We start from the raw sequence: 23,126 nt of genomic DNA on the forward strand, positions 1-23,126 counted from the left end.
TGTCTCCGGCTCGCGCCGGCTATGTGTCCAGCAGCACACGGCCTGTCTCGGACAGGTCGTAGCCTTGAATCGTGCGCAGCTCGCTCTTGAATGCCTCCGATTGGATAGTATGAAGCACCGTCTCGATCCACTTCATATTATCCGGTCGCTTCAACATGACAAGATCGTATCGCTCCTCGATGAGCGGAATGAAGTCAATCCCGCCGACGATGTTCGCTGCCTTCTGGATGCCGATGCCGACATCGGCGATATTGGCGGCGATCTTGCCTGCGACGGCGAGATGGCTATGCTCGACATCGGCGTAGCCGAGCAGGCTTCCGGCTGCGATGCCGTGCAGCCGCAGCTGCTCGTCGAGTAGGACGCGCGCGCCCGAGCCTTGCTCGCGGTTCACCAGCTTCAGCCCCGGCTGGCGAAGATCGTCCCAGCTCTGCAGATGCTTCGGGTTGCCCTGCCGCACATAGAAACCGGCGGATCGCGTCAGCAGATGGACGACGACGATCGGCAGACCGACGAGCAGCCGACGAATGTACGGCAGATTGTATGTATTCGTATCGCCATCAAGCAGATGCGTGCTGACGATGTCGGATTCGCCTTTGTACATGGAGATCAGGCTGTCCATGCTACCAACGAACGAACGCAGCGGACGCATCCCCGGCAGCTGCTTCTCGATATGCTTGCTCAGGATGTCGAGGCTCACATCGTGGCCGGTAATGACAAGCGGTCTCTCGGTCGATGCTGCATGCGATGTCTGCAAGATCGTCGTTGCCCCCCGCTCCTGTTGCGGTTGCTGCTGAAGTTGATGTTGCTGCTGCGGCGCTGCGGCTATCCCTTTTGCACGCAGCTTATAGGCTTCAATATCCGACGCATCGACGCGGATCTGTTTGCCGACGCGGTATGAGGGCAGCTCGCCTTTCTTGATGAGATCGTATACGGTGAGCTTCGATATTTTTAGCAGCTTCGCTATTTCTTCTGTCGTATAAGACGTATCGGTGGACATGGACACCTCGCGCATCAGTTCTAAGTAAGTTGATTGTTCCTTCCATTATAGCAGAGCCGATTTGGAGAAAGCACTTTATCCCCTATTCATTTTCCAAAATGTACGCTCTCCCGCTCCTTGTCTCCTCTGTCGCATTGGTAGTATGATGGTACAGCACTTTAAAGCATCTACAACTAGAAAGATAGGGCACACATGAAAATCAAAGATTGGGATTTAAACTTAAAAATCCGCCTCGGCGGTGAAGCGGCGTTCAACGTCATCTTCTGGACCTTCTTTCCGTTCTTGTCGATTTATTTCTCCGATCAATTCGGCAAAGGCTGGACCGGCACTTTGCTTGTTATATCGCAGCTGATGAGCGTCTTCGCCAATCTGCTTGGCGGCTACTGCGCAGATCGATTCGGCCGCAAGCGTATGATGGTACTCGCCGCGTTCGGACAAGCCTTCGGCTACGGCCTCTTCGCTCTTGCCGCGTCACCGCTCTTATCAATGCCGTCTCTCGGTTTCATCGGCTTCACGATGGCAAGCTTCTTCGGCGCCATCTACTGGCCAGCCAGTCAAGCGATGGTCTCCGACGTCGTCGATGAGAAGCATCAAGCAAGCGTCTTCGCCATCTTCTACACCGCGGCTAATGTCGCCGTTGTAGTTGGTCCGCTAATTGGTTCGCTCACCTATACGGATAATCCGTATCCGGTGCTGGCAGCAGCAGCGGTTATATGCGCGACGCTCGCGATGGTCATGAACGCACGACTCCACGAGACGCGTCCCGCACAAGTGGCGGAACGCACGCGGGCCAAGGAAGGCCAGCCGTGGTATAAAGCCATCGGCACGCAGCTGCGCGATTACCGCGTTATTGCAACAGACCGCGTGTTCTTGCTGTTCACAATCGCCGGCATCCTGCTGTCGCAAACATTCATGCAGCTTGACCTGCTGTTCCCGGTCTTCCTGAAGGAAACAGTGCAGCTGTCCACGATATTCTCGTTCGGCGACTGGAATCTGCAAGTGACTGGCCAGCAGCTCTTCGGCATCATCGTCTCGGAGAACGGACTGTTCGTCGCCCTGTTCACCGTCATCATTACGAAGTGGATGACAACCTTCCGCGACCGTTATGTCTTCATCGGCGGCGCTGTGCTCTATGCAGCCGGCATCTATATGTTCGGCTTGATGTCCTCGTTCTGGGGCTTCACGCTGGCAATCGCGGTCTTCACCGTTGCTGAGCTGATGTCGGCAGGACCGCAGCAAGCGTTTGTTTCACGGATGGCGCCCGAGCATATGCGGGGGCAATATTTTGCCGCAGCGAGTCTGCGTTATACGGTCGGACGCACCATTGCGCCTCTGACCATTCCGCTGACCAGCTGGATCGGCTTCCCGTGGACGTTCGCTCTGCTCGCACTGCTCGCGATCGCATCCGCGTTCATCTACAACGTCATGTTTAACCGCTTCGACCGGCAATCCGTGCCGATGAATGAAGCAGCATAGTATGCGCAGCAAGCCCACACCTATGATGGTTGTGGGCTTTTTTGCGCGCATGCGTGCGTTGCTTGGCTACGCTAACGGACTCAGGAATCGTTATTGTGCCGAAATGACCGTCGCACGACATCTAACGGAACTGAGCAGCGCTATTTCCCGATATCTGATGCGATTTAGCTTCATTCTGTCGGAATAAGCGCTCCTGAGTCCGTTAGCGCTCCGCAGCGGCTATTTTCGCGGCAATAAGGTCTTTACGTTCCGTTAGCCTCCGAGTGCACGAAGGTGCGTGAGTGCATGGGTAGGTTGGTGGTGCGAGTGCGCGAAGGTGCGTGAGTGCGTGAATAGGTTTGGGGGGCGAGTGCGCGTAGGGGCGTGCGTGCGTGGGTTCCAGAGCGGGGAATTGCGGGCAACGACCACGCTCAGCGACCACACAAGCACATAAAAAATCCGCAGCCTACACCAGCCGCGGATCTCAACTCTTAAACAACAGACCTCAAACAAATGACGCAATTGCGCCCCTGCCGCTTCGCCTCGTAGAGCGATTCGTCGGCTTCCTTGATCAGGGCAGCCACTGTATGATTATCGAACACCGCGAACCCGAAGCTCATCGTCACCTGGAAGCTCTCCCCCTCTTCCGCCGTGAACGTCAACTTCGAGAGTGCCTCCTGGAACGACAACAGCCGCTCCCGCACTTCTTCCCGGCTGCCGGTTCTCATCGTAATGGCAAACTCTTCGCCGCCGTAGCGGTACGCCTTGCCGCCGTGCTCCGCATTGAATGCACGACCCAGCATGGCTGAAACCTCCCGCAGCACCTGATCGCCGACAAGATGGCCATAGCGGTCGTTAACCGATTTAAACCAGTCGATATCCCCGATCACCAAGGTGAGCTCTCCGCCGCTATGAACCAGCTCCTTCAGCTTCGATTGAAACATTCGCTGATTCCTTAGCCCTGTTAAATAGTCATGCTTCGCCATCTGCTCGAAACGGCTCTTCTCACCTAGATGCTTGCGCCCTCGCGCAACAACGATACCGCCGCCCACGCCCACAAGCAACAAACAGACGAAATTCATGGTTACATCAGCTTCATGAGCATGCATGGAACCCGCGCTGCCGCCAAGCAGTACAACTGTATAACACGCGCCAAGAATGAAGGAGGCAATGACTCCGCCTCGCAGACCCCAATATACCGACGCATGCAAAATAATAAAATAAGAGATCGGGAACATCGGACTGCCCGCCCCGCCAGTCAGCGCGAGCAGCGCCGTTAAGGCGATGACGTCGAAGATGACGCCTAGCCGCGTAATCATATAAAAGGCTTTGCTCTCCAAATTGCCTTTGGAGATAATCACCTGCGTTAATGCCATATAAGCGCCGCCCCCGCATAACAGCAGCACGAATCTGCCTTGCGTCTGCGGCGATTGATAATACTCGAAGTAGATCCAAGCGGCTGTCAGCAGGAAGATCCAGCGCAGTACGGAGAAAATCGCCTCCAGCACAGGATCGCTTTTCGGAGCAGCATTCTTCATAATTCGACACAACTCGCCATCATAGTAGGTTATATCGCTATTGTACATCAAGCTTTACCCCTACGATAGTCCTCTCTTTCGTCCATTCACCTGCTGCTCTCGAAGTGAAACAGCTCCTCCAACACGCACCAAAGCCGCTCTGCGTCTAGCTTTATCGTCCAGGGCTCGAAATGCGGCTCCATGGTTTCGCCCCAATTTGCCGGTGAATTTTTTGTCGAAATTTGTCCGATTCGAGGCGGTTCTACGACTGCTGGGAGCTCTTGGTAGGAAAAAATATAGTCACCGAAGCTGCCGATCGTATAATACTTGTTGAACAGCCGCGGCTTCTCTTCCTGAAGCTGGTAGTGCAAGAAGACATAGCTGCTGTACATGTCAGGCTTCAATCTCGCCAAGCTCCCTACTCGCTGTTCCGCCCTATAGCCCGGACGCCGCCAAGGCACATCATCCATCTCGCAATCGTCGTGGAAGATATCATTCATGCGTATCTCGTATGTTCGTGCAGTCCCACCGTCAAGAGTTGGCCAAGCTTGCAGGAGTGGAGTCAGCCCCTCATTCCAAATGCTGTCCACTCGCACTCGCCGCTCCGATTCTCCCGCCGCCTGCTCTAAATACGTGAACAGATAGCTGCCTTCGCGGAACACGCTGCACACCAGCACGCCATGCTCTTCCAAGCTGCTCTGCAATTGCTCGCGTTGCTCCTTCAGCTTCTGAACGAATGCCTCTTCCATCCCCGGCTTTAGCGCCGATACCCACATGAACCGCTCGATATTGCGCTTCATCGTCGTTATAATGCCTCCCAAGGTTCCTGATAGGAAGGCTCATTCGCGAATCGTTTCATGCCGAGATCAAGCGTCGTATGGCAGCCCGGAGCCAGCTGCACGAGCAGCCATTTATCATTCACTGCAGCCGATTCCTGGCTTGCTGCTGGATTGTACAAGCCATCCGGCAGCTTCTCCATCGTCGTCGAAGCGTTGAGCTTGCTGCCGTCCTTGACGGAAGCCCCGAACACCGTGTACGTGACCGACGTAAATTGATGCTCGCCGAACGCACCGGCCTGCACAACCACGCTGCGCGTCCGCGTCGGATGAAGATTAACGAGCTTAACGACCGTCCGGTCCGCTTCCAGATTCTCCACAAGCGCCGCCACATCGGCGGGCAGACCCGGACGCCGTGCATCCGCATCGAAGTAACGCAGCCGCGCCATCAGCAGACCGCCATTGTAGAGCGGCGACGGAGCGCCAAGCGTCAGCTGCAGGAGCCCCTCAAGCGTAACGGTGTTGCGGATTTGCAAGTAATCATCCCGATAGCCGGCAGGGTCTTCCGTATCCGTCCTCATGAAGTTGATGCGATGATACACCTGAGAGAGGTTGTAGTTCAGGATTTGCTCCGGATAGTCCGCAAATTCCCCATTCAAATATGCAACCCAGCCGTAATCATGCCCAGCCTGATCCTTGTTGCGGTAATACTTGATATGATCCCAGTCCTTCTTCGCATAGTTGCGCAGCGACTTCAGCAGCTCGTAGTCCGCCTCCTCCATCGATATGTACCATAGATGCGTCGGATAGAACGGTTCGATCGTCGTGAATTCAAACGCATGATCCTTCCAAATGACCGTCTTGCCGTCATCCTCCACAAGAATGTTTGACGTATCGTAACCATACCAACCGGGGGAGCCGAATTTATTAGGCAAGTACCGCGTGCCATCCCGAACGATCGCCTCTCGTTCATGATTACAAGCTGCGAGCGAAGGAACTCCACGTAAGCCGGATCGCGCTCCAGAAGCAGCGCATTCTGCGTGGCGACACCGACGCCTTGACCGATGCTCACCCATCCGTGCGGCCAAGTCCAACCGTACCAGCCACCGTACCATTTGCCACCGTTGTGTTCGCCGATAATGCCGTTCAGTCCGATGTTGTCCGGAATCAGACCGCCATTTTGCTTCGAACGGTCGATCCAGGCATCGACATAGCTTTTGACCCAATCCTTATACTTGGCATCGCCCGTATGCAGATAGGCGTTCGTCACCATGCTGGTCGCCAGCAGATTGAGCGGAATATCGCCTTGCGAGCAGCGGTCGACAATGGCTTTGCCCATGGCTAGCGCTCCTGCCTCTTGCTTCAAGTCTTCCAACGAATTGACGCCAGGCACATCTTGAAAATGCATCCCGTAATGCCGCATCCAATCGAGGTAGTGCCAGCCGCTGAAGTGCACCTTGAAGTTGCGATCCGTCGCCCCCTTGCTGCCGGAGTGCGGATACGGGATGATCTTGTGCTCTTCGTCATAATTGACGGCCTCCGGATCTTCATTGAGGAAGAGTCCGGCATAACGCAGCGCGCGCTCCCGGATGGTCTCATCGCTCGGATCCATCAGCCCCATATGATAGAACATCGTGTACCCTTCGCCTTGATGGAACCAGTCATAGCCTTGCTCGTACTCTTTCTCGACCATTTTGTGACCGGTGCCCGAGTCATAACGAGCGAACTGTGCGGTAATCGCGTCGAATTCCTTCTTGGACAAATCCTTGAACTTCTCATGACCGCCCAGCACGTAAAATAACGGCCAATTGAAGAAACTTTCATACATATCATCCAATGCGTCGATGCCGGTATGGTTCTCCGCAGGCGGCCAGAGAATCGTGCCATCCGGCCGGATATACCGCTCGAGCAAAGGCTCCACAGCTTCATTCATCAGCGCGATCAGCTGACGTTCAAGAATCGCCCATCTTGGCGGTTCGTAGAAAGCAAGATTAGCGTTCAGCTTAAGCATAGCCATTCTCCTTCTTCCAGTTCTCGAATTCGACTCGTGCCTCCGCATTCGGGGGATAGTGCGTATGCAGCGATGCGCCTTCATCCAGCTTCATCTTGATCCAGCGCTCTTCCAGCTCGTCATGCGCTCTAGCAATCTTCACAATCTCCTCCACGCATTGCGGCGGAATCGCGACCGCGCCGTCACGGTCAACGAGAATGATATCGCCTGGCATAACAGCCACGCCGCCGCAGCGAATCGGCTCATTGAAGCCGACGGACATGAGCGAACGAGGAATCGCGCCGCCATGCACGCCTCTAGCCAGCACAGGGAAATCAACCTGCTTCACGCGCTGAAGATCACGGATACAGCCATCAACGACAATTGCCTGACCGCCCAAGTAGCGCAGACGACGGGTAAAAATATCCCCGATGACGCCAGTTTCCATATGACTTCCCGTATCAATAACGAGAATATCGTTCGGAGTGATTGATTCCAATGCGGTCCGGTGCGGCGACTCCGGCAGTGTATCGTACTGCTGCTTCACGAGGTCTTCGCGCAGCGGAATGAACCTCAGCGTAACCGCGCGGCCAACGGCGCTTTGTTGACCCTCTGGGAAACTTAGCGGCATAATGCCCTGCATATATGCGTTTCGGTAGCCCATCTCTACAAGCGTGTGAGATGCGGTGCTGACGCTGACAAGCTTCAGTTCTTCGAGTAGTTCGTCGCTGATGGAATGTGTGTTGTGTACGATATAGGCCATCGTTTCAATCGCTCCTTTATGAATAGGTGTTGTGGATTAAGCAAATAAGGACGGAGTGTCCGCAAAAAGAGTCAGTACCCGCTCGTGATCCTCCGGCGCGAGTCCCACGCCGTCACAGTAAGAAGCGTTCGCCCGCAGCGATCGGCTGGAAGCCGTGCCCGTCAGCGTCACGTGGATGTCCGGGTTCTGCAGGCTGAAGCGCATGCCCGGCTCGATCAGACCTTTGGGCTCGGAGCGGCGCAGGAACGCCAGCTTCTCCATCCGTCTAGCCGCCTCGGTACGCATATCCTCGCCGAGGAACTTGGCCGGCGACTCGGCGAGCAGCCCCATGCCGAGCACGCTGCCGTTAATAATGGCGATATCGTTCGCCCTCGCCAGCGGAATAATCTCTTTCGCCGCCGAATAGTCGAGCAGCATATAGCGAGCATAGAACTGGATCGCATCGAAAGCGCCTGTCTCCATATACCGCTGGAGGAGCGGCAAATCGCGGGTGGTAACGCCGAGGAAGCGGATTTTCCCCTGTTCCTTCAGCTTCAGCAGCGCCGGAATCGCCTCATTAATAATGAGCTCGTACGGCTGTTTCTCCACATCATGCAGCTGCATCAGATCAACGTAATCGGTTTGCAAGCGCTTTAAACTTTCTTCAGCCGAACGGATCACGTTGTCAAAATCGTAGGCAAAATCATACCGGACCGCTTTGGTCGCCAACACCACTTTGTCCCGGCGTCCACCTGTGAGTGCCTTGCCAATTCTCTCTTCTGACTTGCCGAATCCGTAAAGCGGCGCCGTGTCGATGAAGTTAATGCCGAGGTCAAGCGACTCGTGCACGACCCGTTCGATCTCCGCTTCATCAATATCCCGAAAATCGCCGCCGATCGGCGCCCCTCCGAGGCCAAGCTTGGAGACGCGAAGACCCGTCCTGCCAAATGTCGTATATTCCATTGCTCACTTCCCCTTTCTTCATGAGTAAAGTTGATGAATATGTCGATTTTGCTATTTCGTTTCCCATAAGCTCAATATATACTATTGATAATAGGAAGAGGATATCTCGATTTTGCGAACGATATCAATATTTTGCGATAGGGGAATTTAACAATGTATGATGCCATTTTTAGCGCACATCCGGAGTTCGACCGTTTCCCTGGCTTCCCGCTTGGCATTGGGCATATCCATGACGAGCCCGAGCATTACGTAAACGGCACAACTTATAAGCCTGGCTTTTATAACATTCATTTTATTGTGAAAGGCACGGGCTGGATGCGGACCGAGCAAGGTACGGTCGAGCTGAAGGCCGGAATGGGCTTTCTCTATGGCGACCACCCGCAGTACTTCGGCACGAATGCGGATGATCCGTGGGAAGTATGGTGGATCTACGTTGCTGGCGAGGGCATGAGCAGCTTGCTTGGGGACAAAGCAATGCGAGAGGTATGGGCGTTCTCTTATGCAGATAATAATCGGGTATTGGCGCTTGTGCAGGAGCTATGGACAACCGCGAGGCTGAATGATGCCAGGCACGTTCCGAAACAAGCGGCACTGCTGTATGAGCTTATGCTGGAGTTGCTGCTCCACTCCTCCGATCTGAACGCCTCCGCAGAGCGAGGCTTATCGCAAAGCATCCGGCGCGCAGCCGAATATATGCGCATGAACTGCGCCAGCAGCCTGCCCTTGCAGAAGCTTGCGGACCTATGCGAAATAAGCCCGGCTTACTTCAGCCGGACTTTTCACGAAGTGATGGGCGTTCCGCCGCTAGTCTATTTGAATAATCAGCGCATCGAGCTGTCCAAGCAGATGCTCATGGCAACCGCGAAACCAGTCAAGCAAATCGCGCTCGAGGTCGGCTTCTCGCAGCCAAGCTACTTCATCGAGCGATTCCGGCTCGCCGAGGGCGTCACGCCGACGATGTTCCGCGAGGGAGCGGCGCGGAAGAGGGACTGAGACTAACTCGGGAGCGCCAACGGAACGCTAGCGGAACGTAGGAAGCTTATTTGGCGATATATCGCATCCTAATTGCGCTAACGGATCTCAGTGGCCCTATAGTGCTCAAACCCGCCGACTTCGCTTCATTTTGCCCTCAATAGCACCCCTGAGTTCCGTTAAACGTTGAATCAAGCGGATTGGGAGCGAATAAGGCCTCTTGGTTCCGTTACATGTGCCGGTTTGATTTGTTATCTCATTCGCCTCATGCGAGAGGTCGCCATATCTCCGCTAAACAAAGCAAAAAGCGCCCCAGTAGGGACGCTTTATCACTTTGATCTACACTTAAGCCTGCGGCACAATTACATAACGCGAAGCTTCCTCAGCCGCGCCGGCGTGCTCGCCAACAATAACCCAGCCATGCGACAAGACGGACGCGACGCGTTCCTTCTGCGCCAGCGTCAGCTCCGCGACGACCGATTCATTGCCCGCATCAAGCACGAGCTCCGGCTCCAGCTTGTACGCGATGTTAATCCAGCTGCGTATGCCGCGGATCGTATTGTACTTGATCTGATAGCCTGTGCGCACTGCTGCCTCGAACGTAGCAGGTTCACGAGTCGCGAATGCCGCCAGCTCCTCATAATTGAACTGATAGATGCTCGTGTCTTCCTTCGGCAGCTCGCCTTGGTTCGTCCGCTCGATGATCTCGTCATCCGACCAGCCGAGCACGCGCAGAGATTCCAACAACATTGCATCCCATTGGGACAGCTTTACACGTTCTTTCACTTCCGTCATCGTCCTAGTCCCTCCTATTCCAAGGCTACAAAATGCCCCGGGCTCACTTCGCGCAAGTCCGGAATCGTCGCGCCTGCTTCTCTAACCCATTCTATGCGTTCGCTCACAACGTGAGGATCCGGTACAGGGATCGAGGACAATAGCGCCTTCGTATACGGGTGAAGCGGATTATCGTACAGCTCATCGCTTGGCGCTACCTCGACGAGGCGGCCGCCATTCATAACGCCGATACGGTCGGAGATATGACGCACCATCGACAAGTCATGGGCGATAAACAGATAGGTCAGACCGAACTCGCTCTGCAAGTCCTCAAGCATGTTAATAACCTGCGCCTGCACGGATACGTCGAGCGCCGAGATCGGCTCGTCGCAGACGACGAAATCGGGACGAACGGACAATGCCCGCGCAATGCTGATCCGCTGCCGCTGACCGCCGCTGAACTCATGCGGGAAGCGGTACAGATGCTCGCGCTTCAAGCCCACTCGCTCAAGCAGAGAAGCGACGAATTCCTTGCGCTCCTCGCCGCGTTGCAAGCCGTGAATGTCCATTGGTTCCCCGATGAGCTCAAGCACGTTCATCCCCGGATTGAGCGATGAGTACGGATCTTGGAATATCGACTGAATGCGGCGGCGGAACGGTTTCAGCTCTCGCTCACCTAATGCTGACAAGTTTTGTCCTTCGAAGTGCACTTCACCCGATGTATAGTCATAGAGCCGAAGCAGGCAGCGGCCGACAGTGGACTTCCCGCTGCCGGACTCTCCGACGAGACCGAATGTCTCGCCGCGCTTGATCTGGAAGCTGACGCCGTCAACGGCTTTCAGCACATCCGTCGAACGTCCCCACATATCCCGGCCCTTCGTAAAATGCTTCTTCAAATTGCGCACATCAACCAGCAACTCATGCTCGCTCATTGCTTAGCGCCTCCTCTCCACCTTCTGCTAACCAGCACATATACCGGTGGCTTGGCGATACTTCCGTTACCTTAGGCAGCGCCGCGCAAGTCGCCATCGCATTCGGGCAGCGATCCATGAACGGGCAGCCTGGCGGCGGGTCGAGCAAGTTCGGAGGCGTGCCTTCAATTGGAACGAGCCGTTCCTTGAAGCCGCTCTCCCGTTTCGGCAGGGAGCGGAGCAAGCCCTTCGTATAAGGATGCTTCGGACGATAGAAGATATCCTCGACCGTGCCTTCCTCCATGACCATGCCGCCGTACATAACAACGACGCGGCTGCACACCTGAGCTACTACGCCAAGATCATGCGTAATGAGCGCAATCGAAGTATTGGAGCGTTCCTTGAGCTGTCCAAGCAGCTCCAAGATCTGCGCCTGAATCGTCACGTCGAGCGCCGTCGTCGGCTCATCCGCAATGAGCAGCTCCGGCTGGCACGAGAGCGCCATCGCGATCATAACGCGCTGGCGCATGCCGCCGCTAAACTCATGAGGATACTGATTCACGCGCCGCTCCGGCTCCGTGATGCCGACTTGGCGTAGCATCTCGATCGCTTCACGCAGCGCTTCCTTCTGGCTAAGACCGCGGTGGCGGCGAATAACCTCCACCATTTGCTTGCCGATCTTCTGCACTGGATTGAGCGCCGTCATCGGGTCTTGGAACACCATCGCGATCTGATTGCCGCGAATCTTGCGCCAATCCTTATCCGACAGACGCGACACGGACTCGCCGCGGAATTTGATATCGCCCGCGACAATCTTGCCCGGCGGCGGCGTCAGCGCCATGAGCGCTTTGGCCGTGACGCTTTTGCCGCTGCCGGATTCGCCAACGATGCCGACGGTCTCGCCTGCATCAATATGAAAACTTACGCCGCGAACCGCCTGATTCTCGCCACCCGCGGTAAAGAACGATACTTTCAAATTATCGACGGACAAGAGACGTTCTGCCATCTGTGTTCACTCCTTTATGTCCACCGCTTCACTTTAACGCCGGTTCAGCTTCGGCTCGAAACCAATGCGAAGAATATCGCCGAGCACGTTGAAGCTCAGAACCGTCAAGAAAATAAATAAACCTGGGAAGATCGCCATGTATGGCGCCTGTCCGATATAGCCCTGCGCATTGTTCAGCATGCTGCCCCATGTAGCCGTTGGCAGCTGCACCCCAAAGCCCAGGAAACTCAGAGATGACTCTAGCATAATAGCGGAGCCGATTGTATTCGATGCACCAACAATAATAACAGGCATCAGGTTCGGCAGAATGTGCTTGATAATGATGCCCAGCGTGCTCTGGCCGGAAGCTCGAGCATAGAGCACAAATTCCCGTTCCTTGGCGCTCATCGTCTCCGCTCTAATAATTCGAGCGACGCTCATCCACATTAAGAAAGAAATAATGAGAACAATGCCGATTACGCTCGGCTTTAATAAAACGCTGAGCAAGAGCAAGAGCAGGAACGACGGGATCGACATGAACACTTCGACTGCACGCATCAGCAAGTTATCCAGCCAGCCGCCGAAGTAACCGCTCACGATGCCAACGATGACACCGATTGTCGTAGCGAGCAGCATGGATGTAAAGCCAACCAGCAGCGACACGCGGCCGCCGTAGAGCGCCCGTGAGAAGTAATCACGGCCATAATCGTCCGTACCGAACAAATGTGCTGCGCTTGGCTTGTGCAGACGTTCAAGAACATTTAATTTATTGGGATCATAAGGAGCTAGAAAAGCAAGCACCGCCCCTATCGTGAAAATAACGAGAACAATGACGGCTGCGATGCCCCATTTATTAGACAACAGCTCGTTACGTACATTTCTCCATTTGCTGCGATTCATGAGGTCACCTCGTCATTTTGATTCTTGGATCGGCTACGCTGTACAACAGGTCTGCGGCTAAATTCCCGAGCATGAGCATCAAGGAAGAGAATAATGTAACGCCCATAATGATCGGATAATCCATCCCCTTCGCAGCGGTCACAGTAAGCGAGCCAATACCCGGCCAAGTGAATACCGTCTCTGTAATGATCGCACCGGCGACAAGCTCAGCCATCGACAATCCAAGAAGCGTAATGACAGGCAACAGCACATGCTTCGTTACATGCCGAAACAGAATCGCAGTTTGATTCGAGCCGAACGCATATTGAATTTGAACGTAATCTTCTTTCAACTGGCCAATCGCACTGGAGCGAATATAACGAACATAGCTGGACAAGAAGCTGATCGTCAGAACCGAGCAAGGCAGAATGCCATGCTTGATAATATCAAGCGCGGAATCTTTGCCAATCGTGCGCATCCCCATACTCGGCAGCCAGCCCAGCTTTAGTGCGAAGAAATACATAAATAGAATGCCTACCCAGAATAGCGGCACCGAAATCCCGATATAGGCGAGCAGATTGACAAGCTTGTCTACCCAGCGGTTCCGATAAGCGCCTGCAAGTAGGCCAAGAGGTATCGCAAGCAGTACCGCAAGACCAATCGAAACGCCTACCAATCCTGCCGTAGCAGGCAGACGCTCTAAGATCTGGCCCAACACAGGCTTATGATTGACAAGGGAATACCCCAGGTTGCCAGTCAAGCATTCCTTCAGCCAGTGAAAATATTGAACATACGCCGGCTGATCAAGTCCGAGGTTATGGCGGACGCGTTCGATATCATCTGCGTGCATGTTCGGCGTAACGAAGTTAAGCACCGGATCGCCCGGAGCCATCTTAATCATAGCAAAGCAGACAATCGATACGAAGAAGAGCATCGGTATCGTCTGCAGCAACCGTCTGGCGATGAGTTGTCTCATTCGTGAAGTCTCCCTGCTTTGTGTAGCAAAAAATAAGCTGGTATTACCCAGCTTATCTTTTGTATTTTTTCTTATTTCAAGTACAGTTTGGACGGATCTTCGAAGATTACTACCGGTTTCAGAACCGCTTCATCTACACCGCCAAATTGCTTGTCGAAAGCAACGATTGTCTTCGTGTAGCCGATTGGGTAAATTGCAGCGTCGCCAGCGATGATCTCTTGGATCTTCTTGTACACGTCACCGCGCTTCGTCGTGTCAGCTTCAGTCGAGCCTTGTTTCCACAAGCCGTCTGCTTCTGCATTTCCGTAGTGGAAGGAGTTGTACGAGCCGTTAGTCGTGAACAACACGCTGTATGCATCTGGGTCAGAACCCATAATATATCCGCCTACAAACAGATCGAAGTCAGTTGCTTTCGGATCGTAAGCTTTCGCGCCGAATGCGGATGAATCCAAGCTTTGCAGTTCAACGTCAATGCCGATTTCTTTCAGCTTCTGTTGAACGTACAGGGAGATTGCTTCTTGTACTTTATTGCCGCTTGTTACGATGAAACGCAGCTTCAGGTTGCTAACGCCAGCTTGTTGCAGCAGTTCTTTGGCTTTCGCAACGTCATTATCAAACGTTGGTACATCATTCGTGTGGTACAGTGTGTCCGGTGTCAGGATCGAATGAGCCGGATCTGCATAATCTGGGGAAGCATATGCAGCTTGGATAACTTCTTCACGGTTCAGTGCGTAGCCGATCGCTTGACGAACTTCTTTCTTCTTCAGCACGCCGATGTCGCTGTTCTCGTTGAACGCGAGGTAGGACAGACGGCCTTCAGCGTATGGCATGATATCGAACTTGCCAGTACCTTGGATTGTCGAAACATCTTGCGGATCCAGGTATTTCACGTTAATCTCGCCGTTCTGAAGGGCAAGGTTAGCAGCATTCGTGTCTTTCGCAATACGGTAAGTGATGGAGTCAAGGTGCGGCTTGCCTTCGAAATAGTTATCGAAGCGCTCAAGCGTTACATACTCGCCTGTTTTGTACTCTTTGAACTTGAACGGGCCGGAACCAACTGGCGCCGCGTTCTTCGTGCTCTTCTGAATATCTGTTTCTTTGTCGAAAATATGCTTAGGAATCGGTGTCAGCTGAACCAGCGTAGCTTCGAAAGCCGGGTTAACTTGCGGCAGCTTGAATTCTACTGTCAGGTCGTCAACCTTCTTGACCTCAACTTGCTTATCGCCGAATACGAGGTAATCGCGGAAGAAGCTGTTCTGGTTCTTGTCGAGAATTTTATCGAAAGTGAAGACAACGTCATCAGCAGTCAACGGTTGGCCGTCGTGCCAAGTCAGGCCGCTCTTCAGCTTCAGTGTATAAGTGAGGTTATCAGCAGATTGCGTCAAGCTGTCTGCCAAGTAGTATGTCTTCTTGCCATTGTTGATTTGGAACAGCGGTGCGTACAGCGCTTGGTCAATCGTCAAGCTAACGCGGTCACCGGCATAGATTGGGTTCAGTACATCAGGGTCAGCAGCTACTGCAATAATGAGGTTGCCGCCGTCTTTCGGCTGAGAAGCGTCTGTCGCTGCGTCGCCGCTATTTGCAGTGCCAGTGTTCGCTACGTTCGAGCCTTTATTCGAATTTGCAGACGAATTATTGTTCGCTGAATTTCCGCCGCAGGCGCTAATTACGAGTGTTAATACGGCCAAAACAATTACTACGGATAAACTTCTTTTCTTGCTAATCATGCTGTCAGCCCCTTCAATTGATGCGAGTTAGTTTTGTTATTCCGAATTATACATCGGAATACTCGGAATTACAATAACCTATTGAAACATTTCACTAGATTGATAGTTTATCCAATAAATTATACTCCAATCGCCCCAAATAAAAAAGCAGGCGCACCCCTTGGAAGCACTGGGATACGACTGCTTTTATCAAATGTTCATATGATTAACAAATCATTATCTATTATAGCCGTAGCTATGCTTGTCCGTATTGTGATTTCCTGTGCTCGATGCATCAGACGAAGCATGATCAGCTGCGTCAGCGTCTGTGCTCGAATCCGATCCGTTGTCGGTGTCAGTACCCGTATCCCCGTTCACATTCTCATCAGAACCGGAGCCTGTATCTGAACCTGTATCGCCTTCGCCGCCAGTATCAACAACATGACGAGCGGTTACGAATGTACGGTCCCAGACGCTTCCTTCAAAATCAGAAATCGTCACGCCGACGCCGACACGATACGTCTGCAGCAGCTTACCGTCGCCCATGTAGAGGCTTACGTGATTAATCTTGCCGTCATTGTTCGTGTCCGTGAACACGAGGTCACCTGGTTGCAGGTCCGCCTTGGCTACCTTCGTGCCTACCAGCGCCTGTTGTCTGGACGTACGCGGCAGGTCAATGCCGTTCTCTTTAAAGATATATTGCATGAACGACGAGCAGTCGAATGCGCTCGTAATGCCGGATTTCGCACCGAATTTATAATCCACGCCTAAATATTGTTCGCCTGTTGCAATGATGTTATCCACCACGCTTGTGGTTACATCTGAAGCTTTGGAAGCTGCTGATGCCGTTGTTGATGTCTTCGAAGCTGTCGCCGCGTGGGTCGTGCCCGGCGCTGCCAGCATGCTTCCGCCAAACGCCAAGAATACGCCCAATGTGATCCCGATCATTTTTGCATTCAAACGTTTATTGTTAGTTGTTGTAGTCGTCATGTGTAAGTTCCTCCTGATGTCTAGAATTGTAGGTTAGGAATCGGCTGCCTGATCCGCTTGTGTTCGCTTTCATGTCGCTTGCCTAGAAACACTATAACACAGCAAAAGCTCCCACTATTTCTCAATGAGCACGGAATCCTTGAGCACTCGCCGCTCCTGTTCGTTTCTGAGAATATGATGAGAAAAACTTAATCAAACACGCATTGACTCCATCGTAAAGCCTTCCCTGTATATTCACGGGAAAGTACTCTATAATGAGGTACGATAGATCGCTTACAGCTAAGAAGGTGAACGGATGTTTCGCAAGTTCCGCCAATTCCGAGTTGGGCTCGCACAGAAGATGATCATCGGCTATGTCGTTATTATTTTGCTGCCGACGCTGCTCATTGGCTCGTTGTATTATAAACAGCTTCATAATAATGCCGTGAAAGATTACGCCACGAACCGCGAATACCTTATTCAGCAGGTTGGCTCCACGTTCCTGATGAATTTGAGCCAGATCGAGATGATTCACGACATGTTCCAGACGAACCGCACGCTTAGCACCTTGCTCTCCGGCAGCTACACATCGGCGTCCGAGCAGGTCTATGTCTATTTGAAGGATCTCGTGCCGCTGTTCAACTTCTATAAGAATAGTTCGACTTACATTGACCGAATCCGTGTTTACAAAATGAACCCGAAGGTGCTCAGCCTCGGCGCCAGCATCGTTGACAACGCCAGCACCATTGCGCCAGAGGTGGACAAACTGAAGCTCGGCGAGGGCTACTGGCTGCAGCAGCTCGCCGATAAGAAGTCGGGCGCACTGCAGCTGACGTATTATAAGAAGCTGTACAATGAAGACTTCACGCAGGAGATCGGCATTCTGGAGATTCGCCTCAAGCGCAATTTCGTCAACAGCCTGCTTCATTCGAATGATCCGAGCGGCGCGAATGCGCATTATTTCTACGTCACGGACAGGAGCAACGTGCTCGGCACGAATCTGGTCACGGTCTCAGAGCCCGCCATGCCGCTGACAAACGGCGATCGGGAGCAGATCTTCTCCTCGATCAAGATGCCGCGGCCGTATCAGTACTTCGAAGCATCAAGCGGCGAGCTGCTGATGAACAAGTTCCAGGTGCCGAAGATGTCGGCGACCATTATGGCGCTAACGCCAACGGACGAGCTCTTCCAACGCACGAATAGTCTCGTGAGGTGGTATGTGCTAGTCATCGCAGCGCTGCTGATTATTCTATCCGGCGCGTATTTCGTCACTTTCTCTACGGTTGTTCAGCGTATTCTGAAGCTTGGGCGGCATATGCGCAAGAACCTGCTCACGCGCTACGACGAAGACCGCGGCAGCGATGAGATCGCCTTCCTCGTCTCGTCGTATAATACGATGATTGCGCACAATGACGAGCTGATGAGCAAGATCGATATTTCGCAACTCAGGCAGAAGGAAGCGGCTTACTTGGCGCTGCAGGCGCAGATCAATCCGCATTTCATCTATAACGGGCTCGAAGCGATTCGTATGGCGGCAGAAGAGAACGAAGACCCTGACGTTGCGAAGATGCTCTATGCGCTCGGACAGTCCATCCGCTACAGCTTATCTCGAAGCAATCACGCGACGCTGAAGGACGAGCTGTCCCATATCCGCAGCTATTTGGAAATCTACAAGGTGCGCATGGAGGAACGGCTGCAATACGATATCATCGTTCGCGATCAAGCGCTGCTCCTGCGGGAATGCCCGCGGTTTATCATTCAGCCGCTTGTCGAGAATGCAATCATTCACGGCATCTCGAAGCGCAGCAAGACCGGAGTGCTGCATATTGAAGCATGGCTCGAAGACGAGCTTGCCATCGTCGAGATCCGCGACAATGGCGTCGGCATGACGCCGGAGCAGCTCGAGCTGCTGCAACGCAAGCTCGATGGCGAGATAAGGCCGCAAGAATCGGATACGCCCGGCGGCATCGGCGTCATGAACGTGCATGAACGCATGATCAGCAGATTCGGGCAGGCCTACGGGCTAAGGATTACAAGTGAGCTCGGGGAAGGGACGACCGTTGCCTTGTACATCCCGAGAAAGGGGGAATCAACATGAGGCTGTTAATTGTTGAAGATGAAGCACCGATTCTGCGGGGGCTGCTGCGCAAGGTGAAGGCGCTCGACCTGCCGTTTCAAGAGATTGCAGGCGCCTCAAGCGGCGAGGAAGCGCTGGAGGATCTGCGCCAGCACACGGCGGACCTGGTCATGACGGATATCAATATGCCGCAGATGAATGGGCTGGACTTCATTCAGGCCGCCCAGAATGAGGATCTATGCGGCAGATTCATCATTCTCACCGGCTATGATGATTTCTCTTATGCCCGTAGCGCGCTGCGGCTGAAGGTCATTGATTATTTGCTTAAGCCGATTAACGATGAACAGCTCGGCGAGCTGCTTACCAAGATTGGGGAACAGATTCAAGCGGAACTTGATCTGCAGAACGAGCATGAGGAGGAAGCGGACGAAGAACTTAGCGAAGACAGCTTCCCTGCCGAAATGGACAAGCCGGATGCCGGCAAGCAAATGCTCGAATATATTGAAGCGAATTATCAGACCGATCTATCACTTAGCTCCGTAGCCGAGCAGGTCGGCCTCCATCCGAACTATGTCAGCTACCTGTTCAAGAAGGAGACCGGCATGAACGTTCTCGCTTATATCCATCAGCTGCGGGTAGTGAAAGCGAAGGAGCTGATCGTGAAGCGACCGAATTTGCCGCTTAGCGAAGTGTCGCTTCTGACCGGCTTCGAGAATCCGCGTCACTTCTATAAAGTGTTCAAGAAGCATACCGGCATGACCCCGCGCCAGTTCGGGGAATACAGCCAATCGAGCTCAACATGAGCTCATCTGCTGCTTGAGCCATACACAAAAGGGCGGCCCATCAGGGTCGCCCTTTTTTGCTCTTCGCCATCTATTTCTTCGATATCTCCGCATACTTGCTGCTCATCCACTTCTCGAGCTTCGAGAGACCAAGCTGCTCTGCTTTGCTCACCATCAAATTATACTGCGTCACGCATGCTTCCTGCGTATCCGCCAGAATGACCTTCGTCTGCTCGCTGCTGATGAGCGCCTCGACATCTCCCGCGATCGCCGCCTCCTTCGTATCTGACGGCGGATTCACGCTCGCGAGCTGCGGCTCGTAGACGGTGTGCTCCTTCTCTACGCGCAGCGCTTCCATGATCTCCGGCTGATTCGGGTCATAGGCAGCTTGATTCGCAATATTGCCATGTACGCCGAATGACCAAGCACCTACGCCGTACTTCTGCACCCATCCATCATAGCTCGTGTACTTATCCTTCAGAAACTGCTTGTCAAAGACCGGATAGCCCTTCTCCGACATATGCCAGTGCACCCCTTCGATGCCCCAAGCCATCAGGCGCTGCCCTTCCTCGCTTCGCAAGTATTGCAGCAGCCGGATCGCTACATCCGGATAACGGCTCTTCTTCGTCACGTACGTGGCCGCCCAGCCAATCGTATCGTTCACGTGCACGAATGAGTCTGACAGCGGCGAGGTGACAAGCTTGGCATGGGCGCTCATATTCGCCGCCTGATAAGCGCTGTTCGCCGCATTCGCATCATACACGTTGCGAATGAAGGCGAATGCCTCGCCAGAATCGCGTTTCTCGATATACTGCTCATTGTTGTACGTAAAGTTCTCCGGCAGAATGAGCCCTTCCCTATACAGCCGGTTCAGAAACAGATAGTAGTCCAGCATCTTCGGATTGCGAAGCTGGCTCTGAACCTTGCCATCATGCTGGTATAAGCCGTCCACGCCGAACCGTTCTTTGAAATACTTGCTCCACTGCGAGGTTTCATCCAGCAAGAGCGGAGTGATACTTGAAAACTTGGCTTTCACGACGAGCAGAATCTGCTCCAGATCCGCTAATGTATGAAGCGGAGGATTGCCCAGCCGCTTCATCAAGTCGTCGCGAATGGTCAGTGCAGCCGTCCCCGGCCCTGCAACCGCGTGCGGATTGAACATATCCACTTCTCTCTGGTAGAAGTTGCGGATCGTATAGAAATGTCCGTCCGAAGAAGCGTTCAGCCGCTTCTCTTCGTCCGAGACAACGAATTTCGGTGTATAGGCATTCATTAATAAGTCCCACGCATAGCTTGTTTGTTTATTCGCCAACCGATCAGCCAGCCGATCGGAATAGATGATATCCGGCAGATCGCCTCTCGCCAGCATGGCAGGCAGCTGATTCGCATCCGTACTGCGGATAATGTTCAGCTTCACGCCTGTCCGCTTCGTCAGCTCCTCCGGAATCGGACCTTTGAACGAATCGACCCAGAACCAGGGCATGTCCACGTAGACAGTCAACGTAATCGGGGTATCATTGGTAATCGATGTTTGATTACTCGTATTCGTGGTCGTCGGCGGAGCGCTAATTGGCCGGTCATTCACAACCTTAGACGGCTCCTCGTCTGCACGCTCGCAAGCGGTGATCTGAATCACGCTGGCGCACAACACGATGACTAGCAGCGCCTTCCAGCTGCGCGTGATCGTTCCAGCATTCATCATCATCACCTCCTCCCGTAAACACTCTACTCATTGTAACCATTTTCGCCCACATTCGACAGCACCGGAATGAAAAAACAAAAAAGCCGACCCCCATAACGAAGGTCAGCTTCTTGTATGAATGAACTATTCTTTGACCGCACCGATCATCATGCCGGATACGAAGTACTTCTGCATGAACGGATATACGAACAAGATCGGAATCGCTGCGATAAATACTTGCGACGCTTTAATGGTACGATCGGATACACGGCTCATCAGCTCCGCGTTCTCTCTCGTAATGACCCTGGTGGTGGAGTCAACAAGAATCGTCTGCAGGTACGACTGGAGCGGATAGCTCTTCTGATTGCTCATGTAGATAATACCGTCGAACCAGGAGTTCCAGTGCGTGACCGCTGCGAACACGACGAGTGTCGCGATAATCGGCATCGACAGCTGCAGGTACAATGAAGTCAGAATGCGGACATGTCCCGCACCGTCAATAAACGCGGATTCTTCAACTTCCTTCGGAATGTTCCGGAAGAAGTTCGACAATAGAAGCACGTTGAAGACGGAGATTGCACTCGGGATAACAAGCGCCCAGATCGTATCGTACAAGTGCGTATTCTTAACGATCATGAAGGAAGGCACCAAGCCGCCAGAGAAGAGCATCGTCACAACCAGGTACCAAGCGAAGAACGACTGATGCTTGAAATGAAGCTTGCCCTTCGACAGCGGGTACGCCGCCAAAATGGTCAGAATCATGCTGATCACAACGCCTAGAATAACACGCTCCACGGAAACGCCCATCGCATTCCAGAACTCGGAGTTTTTAAGGATATACTGATACGACTTCAAGGAGAACTCCACAGGCCAGAAAGTAACTTTACCCGCTGTAACCGCAGTGCTCTTACTCAACGAAATGGACAGTACGTGAACCATTGGAATGATACAGCTCAGCGAAAATATGATGAATAGGAGGCTATTAAAGCCCTGAAATATACGTCTGCCTAACGAACGATCTACCACTTGCGTTCCCTCCGTTTCCTAGAAAATGCGATGATCCGATACTTTGCGGGCAATCATGTACGATACAGTAATGAGGAGCAAGCTGACCACCGAACGGAACAAACCAATCGCGGCACCAAGTGAATACTGAGCTTGCTGAAGACCCATCCGGTATACCCATGTATCGATAACATCACCAGTCTTGTACACTTCCGGAGAATAAAGCATAAGCACTTGCTCGAAGCCTGCGTTCAAAATATAACCAAGGCTAAGCGTAACCATCAGTACAATAGTCGATTTCATGCCTGGTAGCGTAATATGCAGCGTTTGTTTCCAACGGCTCGCGCCGTCGATAACAGCAGCCTCGTAAAGCGTCGGATCGATTGTCGTAATGGCAGCCAAGAAAACAATCGTGCCGAAGCCGGTAATTTGCCAAGTCTCAGTACTGACAAGAATATAAGGGAACCATGATGCTTTGGATAAGAAAATAATCGGGTCGATGCCAAACTTGCCGAGCATGGTGTTAATGAGGCCCTCACGAGAGAGCATATCGCGGAAGATACCGCCGAGAATAACCCAAGAAAGGAAGTACGGGAAGTAAATAATCGTCTGTACGGTGCGTTTGAACACCTTCGACACAAGTTCGTTTAGCAGAATAGCAACCGCGATTGCAGCTACGGTCTCTACGATAATCTTCATCGTTGCAATGAAGAGCGTATTGGCAATAACTTGCTTCACATCCGGAATGTGATACAGACGTCTGAAGTTATCTAATCCGACCCAGTCGGAATGAAAGAAGCCGAGCGCCGGCTGATACCGTTGAAACGCCATGACAACCCCGAGCATCGGGAGGTAGGCATAAATAAACAACACAACAACCGGGGGAATCAGCATGAGATACAGCGCTAGCTGCTTCCTTGGAATTTTGAATGCATTCATAAGCTCGCTCCTAACCACTTGTAATTACGA

Annotated in this window: 19 protein-coding genes and 1 pseudogene; 4 read left to right on the forward strand and 16 right to left on the reverse strand. The window is 53.0% G+C overall.

Going from position 1 to position 23,126, the window contains the following annotated elements:
• Nucleotides 1-19 precede the first annotated feature (19 nt).
• Entirely contained in the window at nucleotides 20-997 is a 978-nt protein-coding gene (locus tag AC0YNX_RS15720; RefSeq protein ID WP_475816779.1) for a substrate-binding domain-containing protein, read from the reverse strand.
• Between the two features lie 192 nt (nucleotides 998-1,189).
• Between AC0YNX_RS15720 and AC0YNX_RS15725 the strand changes: the two genes are divergently transcribed.
• Nucleotides 1,190-2,473 carry an MDR family MFS transporter gene (locus tag AC0YNX_RS15725; protein WP_475816616.1) on the forward strand — a complete coding sequence of 428 codons (1,284 nt, stop codon included), beginning with the start codon at nucleotides 1,190-1,192 and terminating at the stop codon, nucleotides 2,471-2,473.
• Nucleotides 2,474-2,943: 470 nt separating this feature from the next.
• Here AC0YNX_RS15725 and AC0YNX_RS15730 read toward each other — a convergent pair whose 3' ends face one another.
• The 5 genes and pseudogenes from AC0YNX_RS15730 to AC0YNX_RS15750 form a co-directional block, all read right to left on the reverse strand.
• The gene (locus AC0YNX_RS15730; RefSeq protein WP_475816617.1) at nucleotides 2,944-4,038 is read right to left on the reverse strand and encodes a GGDEF domain-containing protein; all 1,095 of its coding nucleotides are present in this window, start codon (nucleotides 4,036-4,038) and stop codon (nucleotides 2,944-2,946) included.
• Between the two features lie 38 nt (nucleotides 4,039-4,076).
• Entirely contained in the window at nucleotides 4,077-4,769 is a 693-nt protein-coding gene (locus tag AC0YNX_RS15735) for a hypothetical protein (RefSeq protein ID WP_475816618.1), read from the reverse strand.
• Between the two features lie 5 nt (nucleotides 4,770-4,774).
• A pseudogene (locus AC0YNX_RS15740) lies at nucleotides 4,775-6,840 on the reverse strand (DUF8034 domain-containing protein).
• Complete coding sequence (locus AC0YNX_RS15745) at nucleotides 6,749-7,498, reverse strand: RraA family protein (protein WP_475816619.1); 750 nt, start codon at nucleotides 7,496-7,498, stop codon at nucleotides 6,749-6,751. The pseudogene AC0YNX_RS15740 and the gene AC0YNX_RS15745 overlap by 92 nt, the downstream one beginning before the upstream one ends.
• A gap of 36 nt (nucleotides 7,499-7,534) precedes the next feature.
• Nucleotides 7,535-8,440: an aldo/keto reductase gene (locus AC0YNX_RS15750; protein WP_475816620.1), complete on the reverse strand. Its 906-nt coding sequence runs from the start codon at nucleotides 8,438-8,440 to the stop codon at nucleotides 7,535-7,537.
• Nucleotides 8,441-8,593: 153 nt separating this feature from the next.
• Between AC0YNX_RS15750 and AC0YNX_RS15755 the strand changes: the two genes are divergently transcribed.
• Nucleotides 8,594-9,433 carry an AraC family transcriptional regulator gene (locus AC0YNX_RS15755; protein WP_475816621.1) on the forward strand — a complete coding sequence of 280 codons (840 nt, stop codon included), beginning with the start codon at nucleotides 8,594-8,596 and terminating at the stop codon, nucleotides 9,431-9,433.
• 324 nt (nucleotides 9,434-9,757) lie between these two features.
• Here AC0YNX_RS15755 and AC0YNX_RS15760 read toward each other — a convergent pair whose 3' ends face one another.
• The 7 genes from AC0YNX_RS15760 to AC0YNX_RS15790 form a co-directional block, all read right to left on the reverse strand.
• On the reverse strand, nucleotides 9,758-10,207 hold the full coding sequence (locus AC0YNX_RS15760) for a hypothetical protein (protein ID WP_475816622.1): 450 nt from the start codon (nucleotides 10,205-10,207) through the stop codon (nucleotides 9,758-9,760).
• A 14-nt stretch (nucleotides 10,208-10,221) separates the two neighbouring features.
• Entirely contained in the window at nucleotides 10,222-11,118 is an 897-nt protein-coding gene (locus AC0YNX_RS15765) for an ABC transporter ATP-binding protein (RefSeq protein WP_475816623.1), read from the reverse strand.
• Entirely contained in the window at nucleotides 11,105-12,103 is a 999-nt protein-coding gene (locus AC0YNX_RS15770) for an ABC transporter ATP-binding protein (protein WP_475816624.1), read from the reverse strand. Before AC0YNX_RS15770 ends, AC0YNX_RS15765 begins: the two co-directional genes overlap by 14 nt.
• A gap of 33 nt (nucleotides 12,104-12,136) precedes the next feature.
• Nucleotides 12,137-12,982, reverse strand: coding sequence for an ABC transporter permease (locus AC0YNX_RS15775; protein WP_475816625.1), 846 nt, complete (start codon nucleotides 12,980-12,982; stop codon nucleotides 12,137-12,139).
• A gap of 4 nt (nucleotides 12,983-12,986) precedes the next feature.
• Complete coding sequence (locus tag AC0YNX_RS15780; RefSeq protein ID WP_475816626.1) at nucleotides 12,987-13,937, reverse strand: ABC transporter permease; 951 nt, start codon at nucleotides 13,935-13,937, stop codon at nucleotides 12,987-12,989.
• 71 nt (nucleotides 13,938-14,008) lie between these two features.
• The gene (locus AC0YNX_RS15785) at nucleotides 14,009-15,664 is read right to left on the reverse strand and encodes an ABC transporter substrate-binding protein (protein ID WP_475816627.1); all 1,656 of its coding nucleotides are present in this window, start codon (nucleotides 15,662-15,664) and stop codon (nucleotides 14,009-14,011) included.
• A gap of 216 nt (nucleotides 15,665-15,880) precedes the next feature.
• On the reverse strand, nucleotides 15,881-16,633 hold the full coding sequence (locus AC0YNX_RS15790) for a C40 family peptidase (protein WP_475816628.1): 753 nt from the start codon (nucleotides 16,631-16,633) through the stop codon (nucleotides 15,881-15,883).
• 295 nt (nucleotides 16,634-16,928) lie between these two features.
• On the opposite strand from AC0YNX_RS15790, the gene AC0YNX_RS15795 reads away from it, so the two are divergent.
• Nucleotides 16,929-18,710, forward strand: coding sequence for a sensor histidine kinase (locus AC0YNX_RS15795; protein WP_475816629.1), 1,782 nt, complete (start codon nucleotides 16,929-16,931; stop codon nucleotides 18,708-18,710).
• Nucleotides 18,707-19,492: a response regulator transcription factor gene (locus AC0YNX_RS15800; RefSeq protein ID WP_475816630.1), complete on the forward strand. Its 786-nt coding sequence runs from the start codon at nucleotides 18,707-18,709 to the stop codon at nucleotides 19,490-19,492. The genes AC0YNX_RS15795 and AC0YNX_RS15800 overlap by 4 nt, the downstream gene beginning before the upstream one ends.
• A gap of 70 nt (nucleotides 19,493-19,562) precedes the next feature.
• Here AC0YNX_RS15800 and AC0YNX_RS15805 read toward each other — a convergent pair whose 3' ends face one another.
• From AC0YNX_RS15805 to AC0YNX_RS15815, 3 genes are all read right to left on the reverse strand, one after another.
• Nucleotides 19,563-21,176 carry a type 2 periplasmic-binding domain-containing protein gene (locus AC0YNX_RS15805; protein WP_475816631.1) on the reverse strand — a complete coding sequence of 538 codons (1,614 nt, stop codon included), beginning with the start codon at nucleotides 21,174-21,176 and terminating at the stop codon, nucleotides 19,563-19,565.
• Between the two features lie 120 nt (nucleotides 21,177-21,296).
• Entirely contained in the window at nucleotides 21,297-22,067 is a 771-nt protein-coding gene (locus AC0YNX_RS15810; RefSeq protein WP_475816632.1) for a carbohydrate ABC transporter permease, read from the reverse strand.
• Between the two features lie 129 nt (nucleotides 22,068-22,196).
• Nucleotides 22,197-23,096 carry an ABC transporter permease gene (locus AC0YNX_RS15815; RefSeq protein WP_475816633.1) on the reverse strand — a complete coding sequence of 300 codons (900 nt, stop codon included), beginning with the start codon at nucleotides 23,094-23,096 and terminating at the stop codon, nucleotides 22,197-22,199.
• Nucleotides 23,097-23,126 lie beyond the last annotated feature (30 nt).

Source organism: Paenibacillus sp. J31R98, from assembly GCF_056269245.1.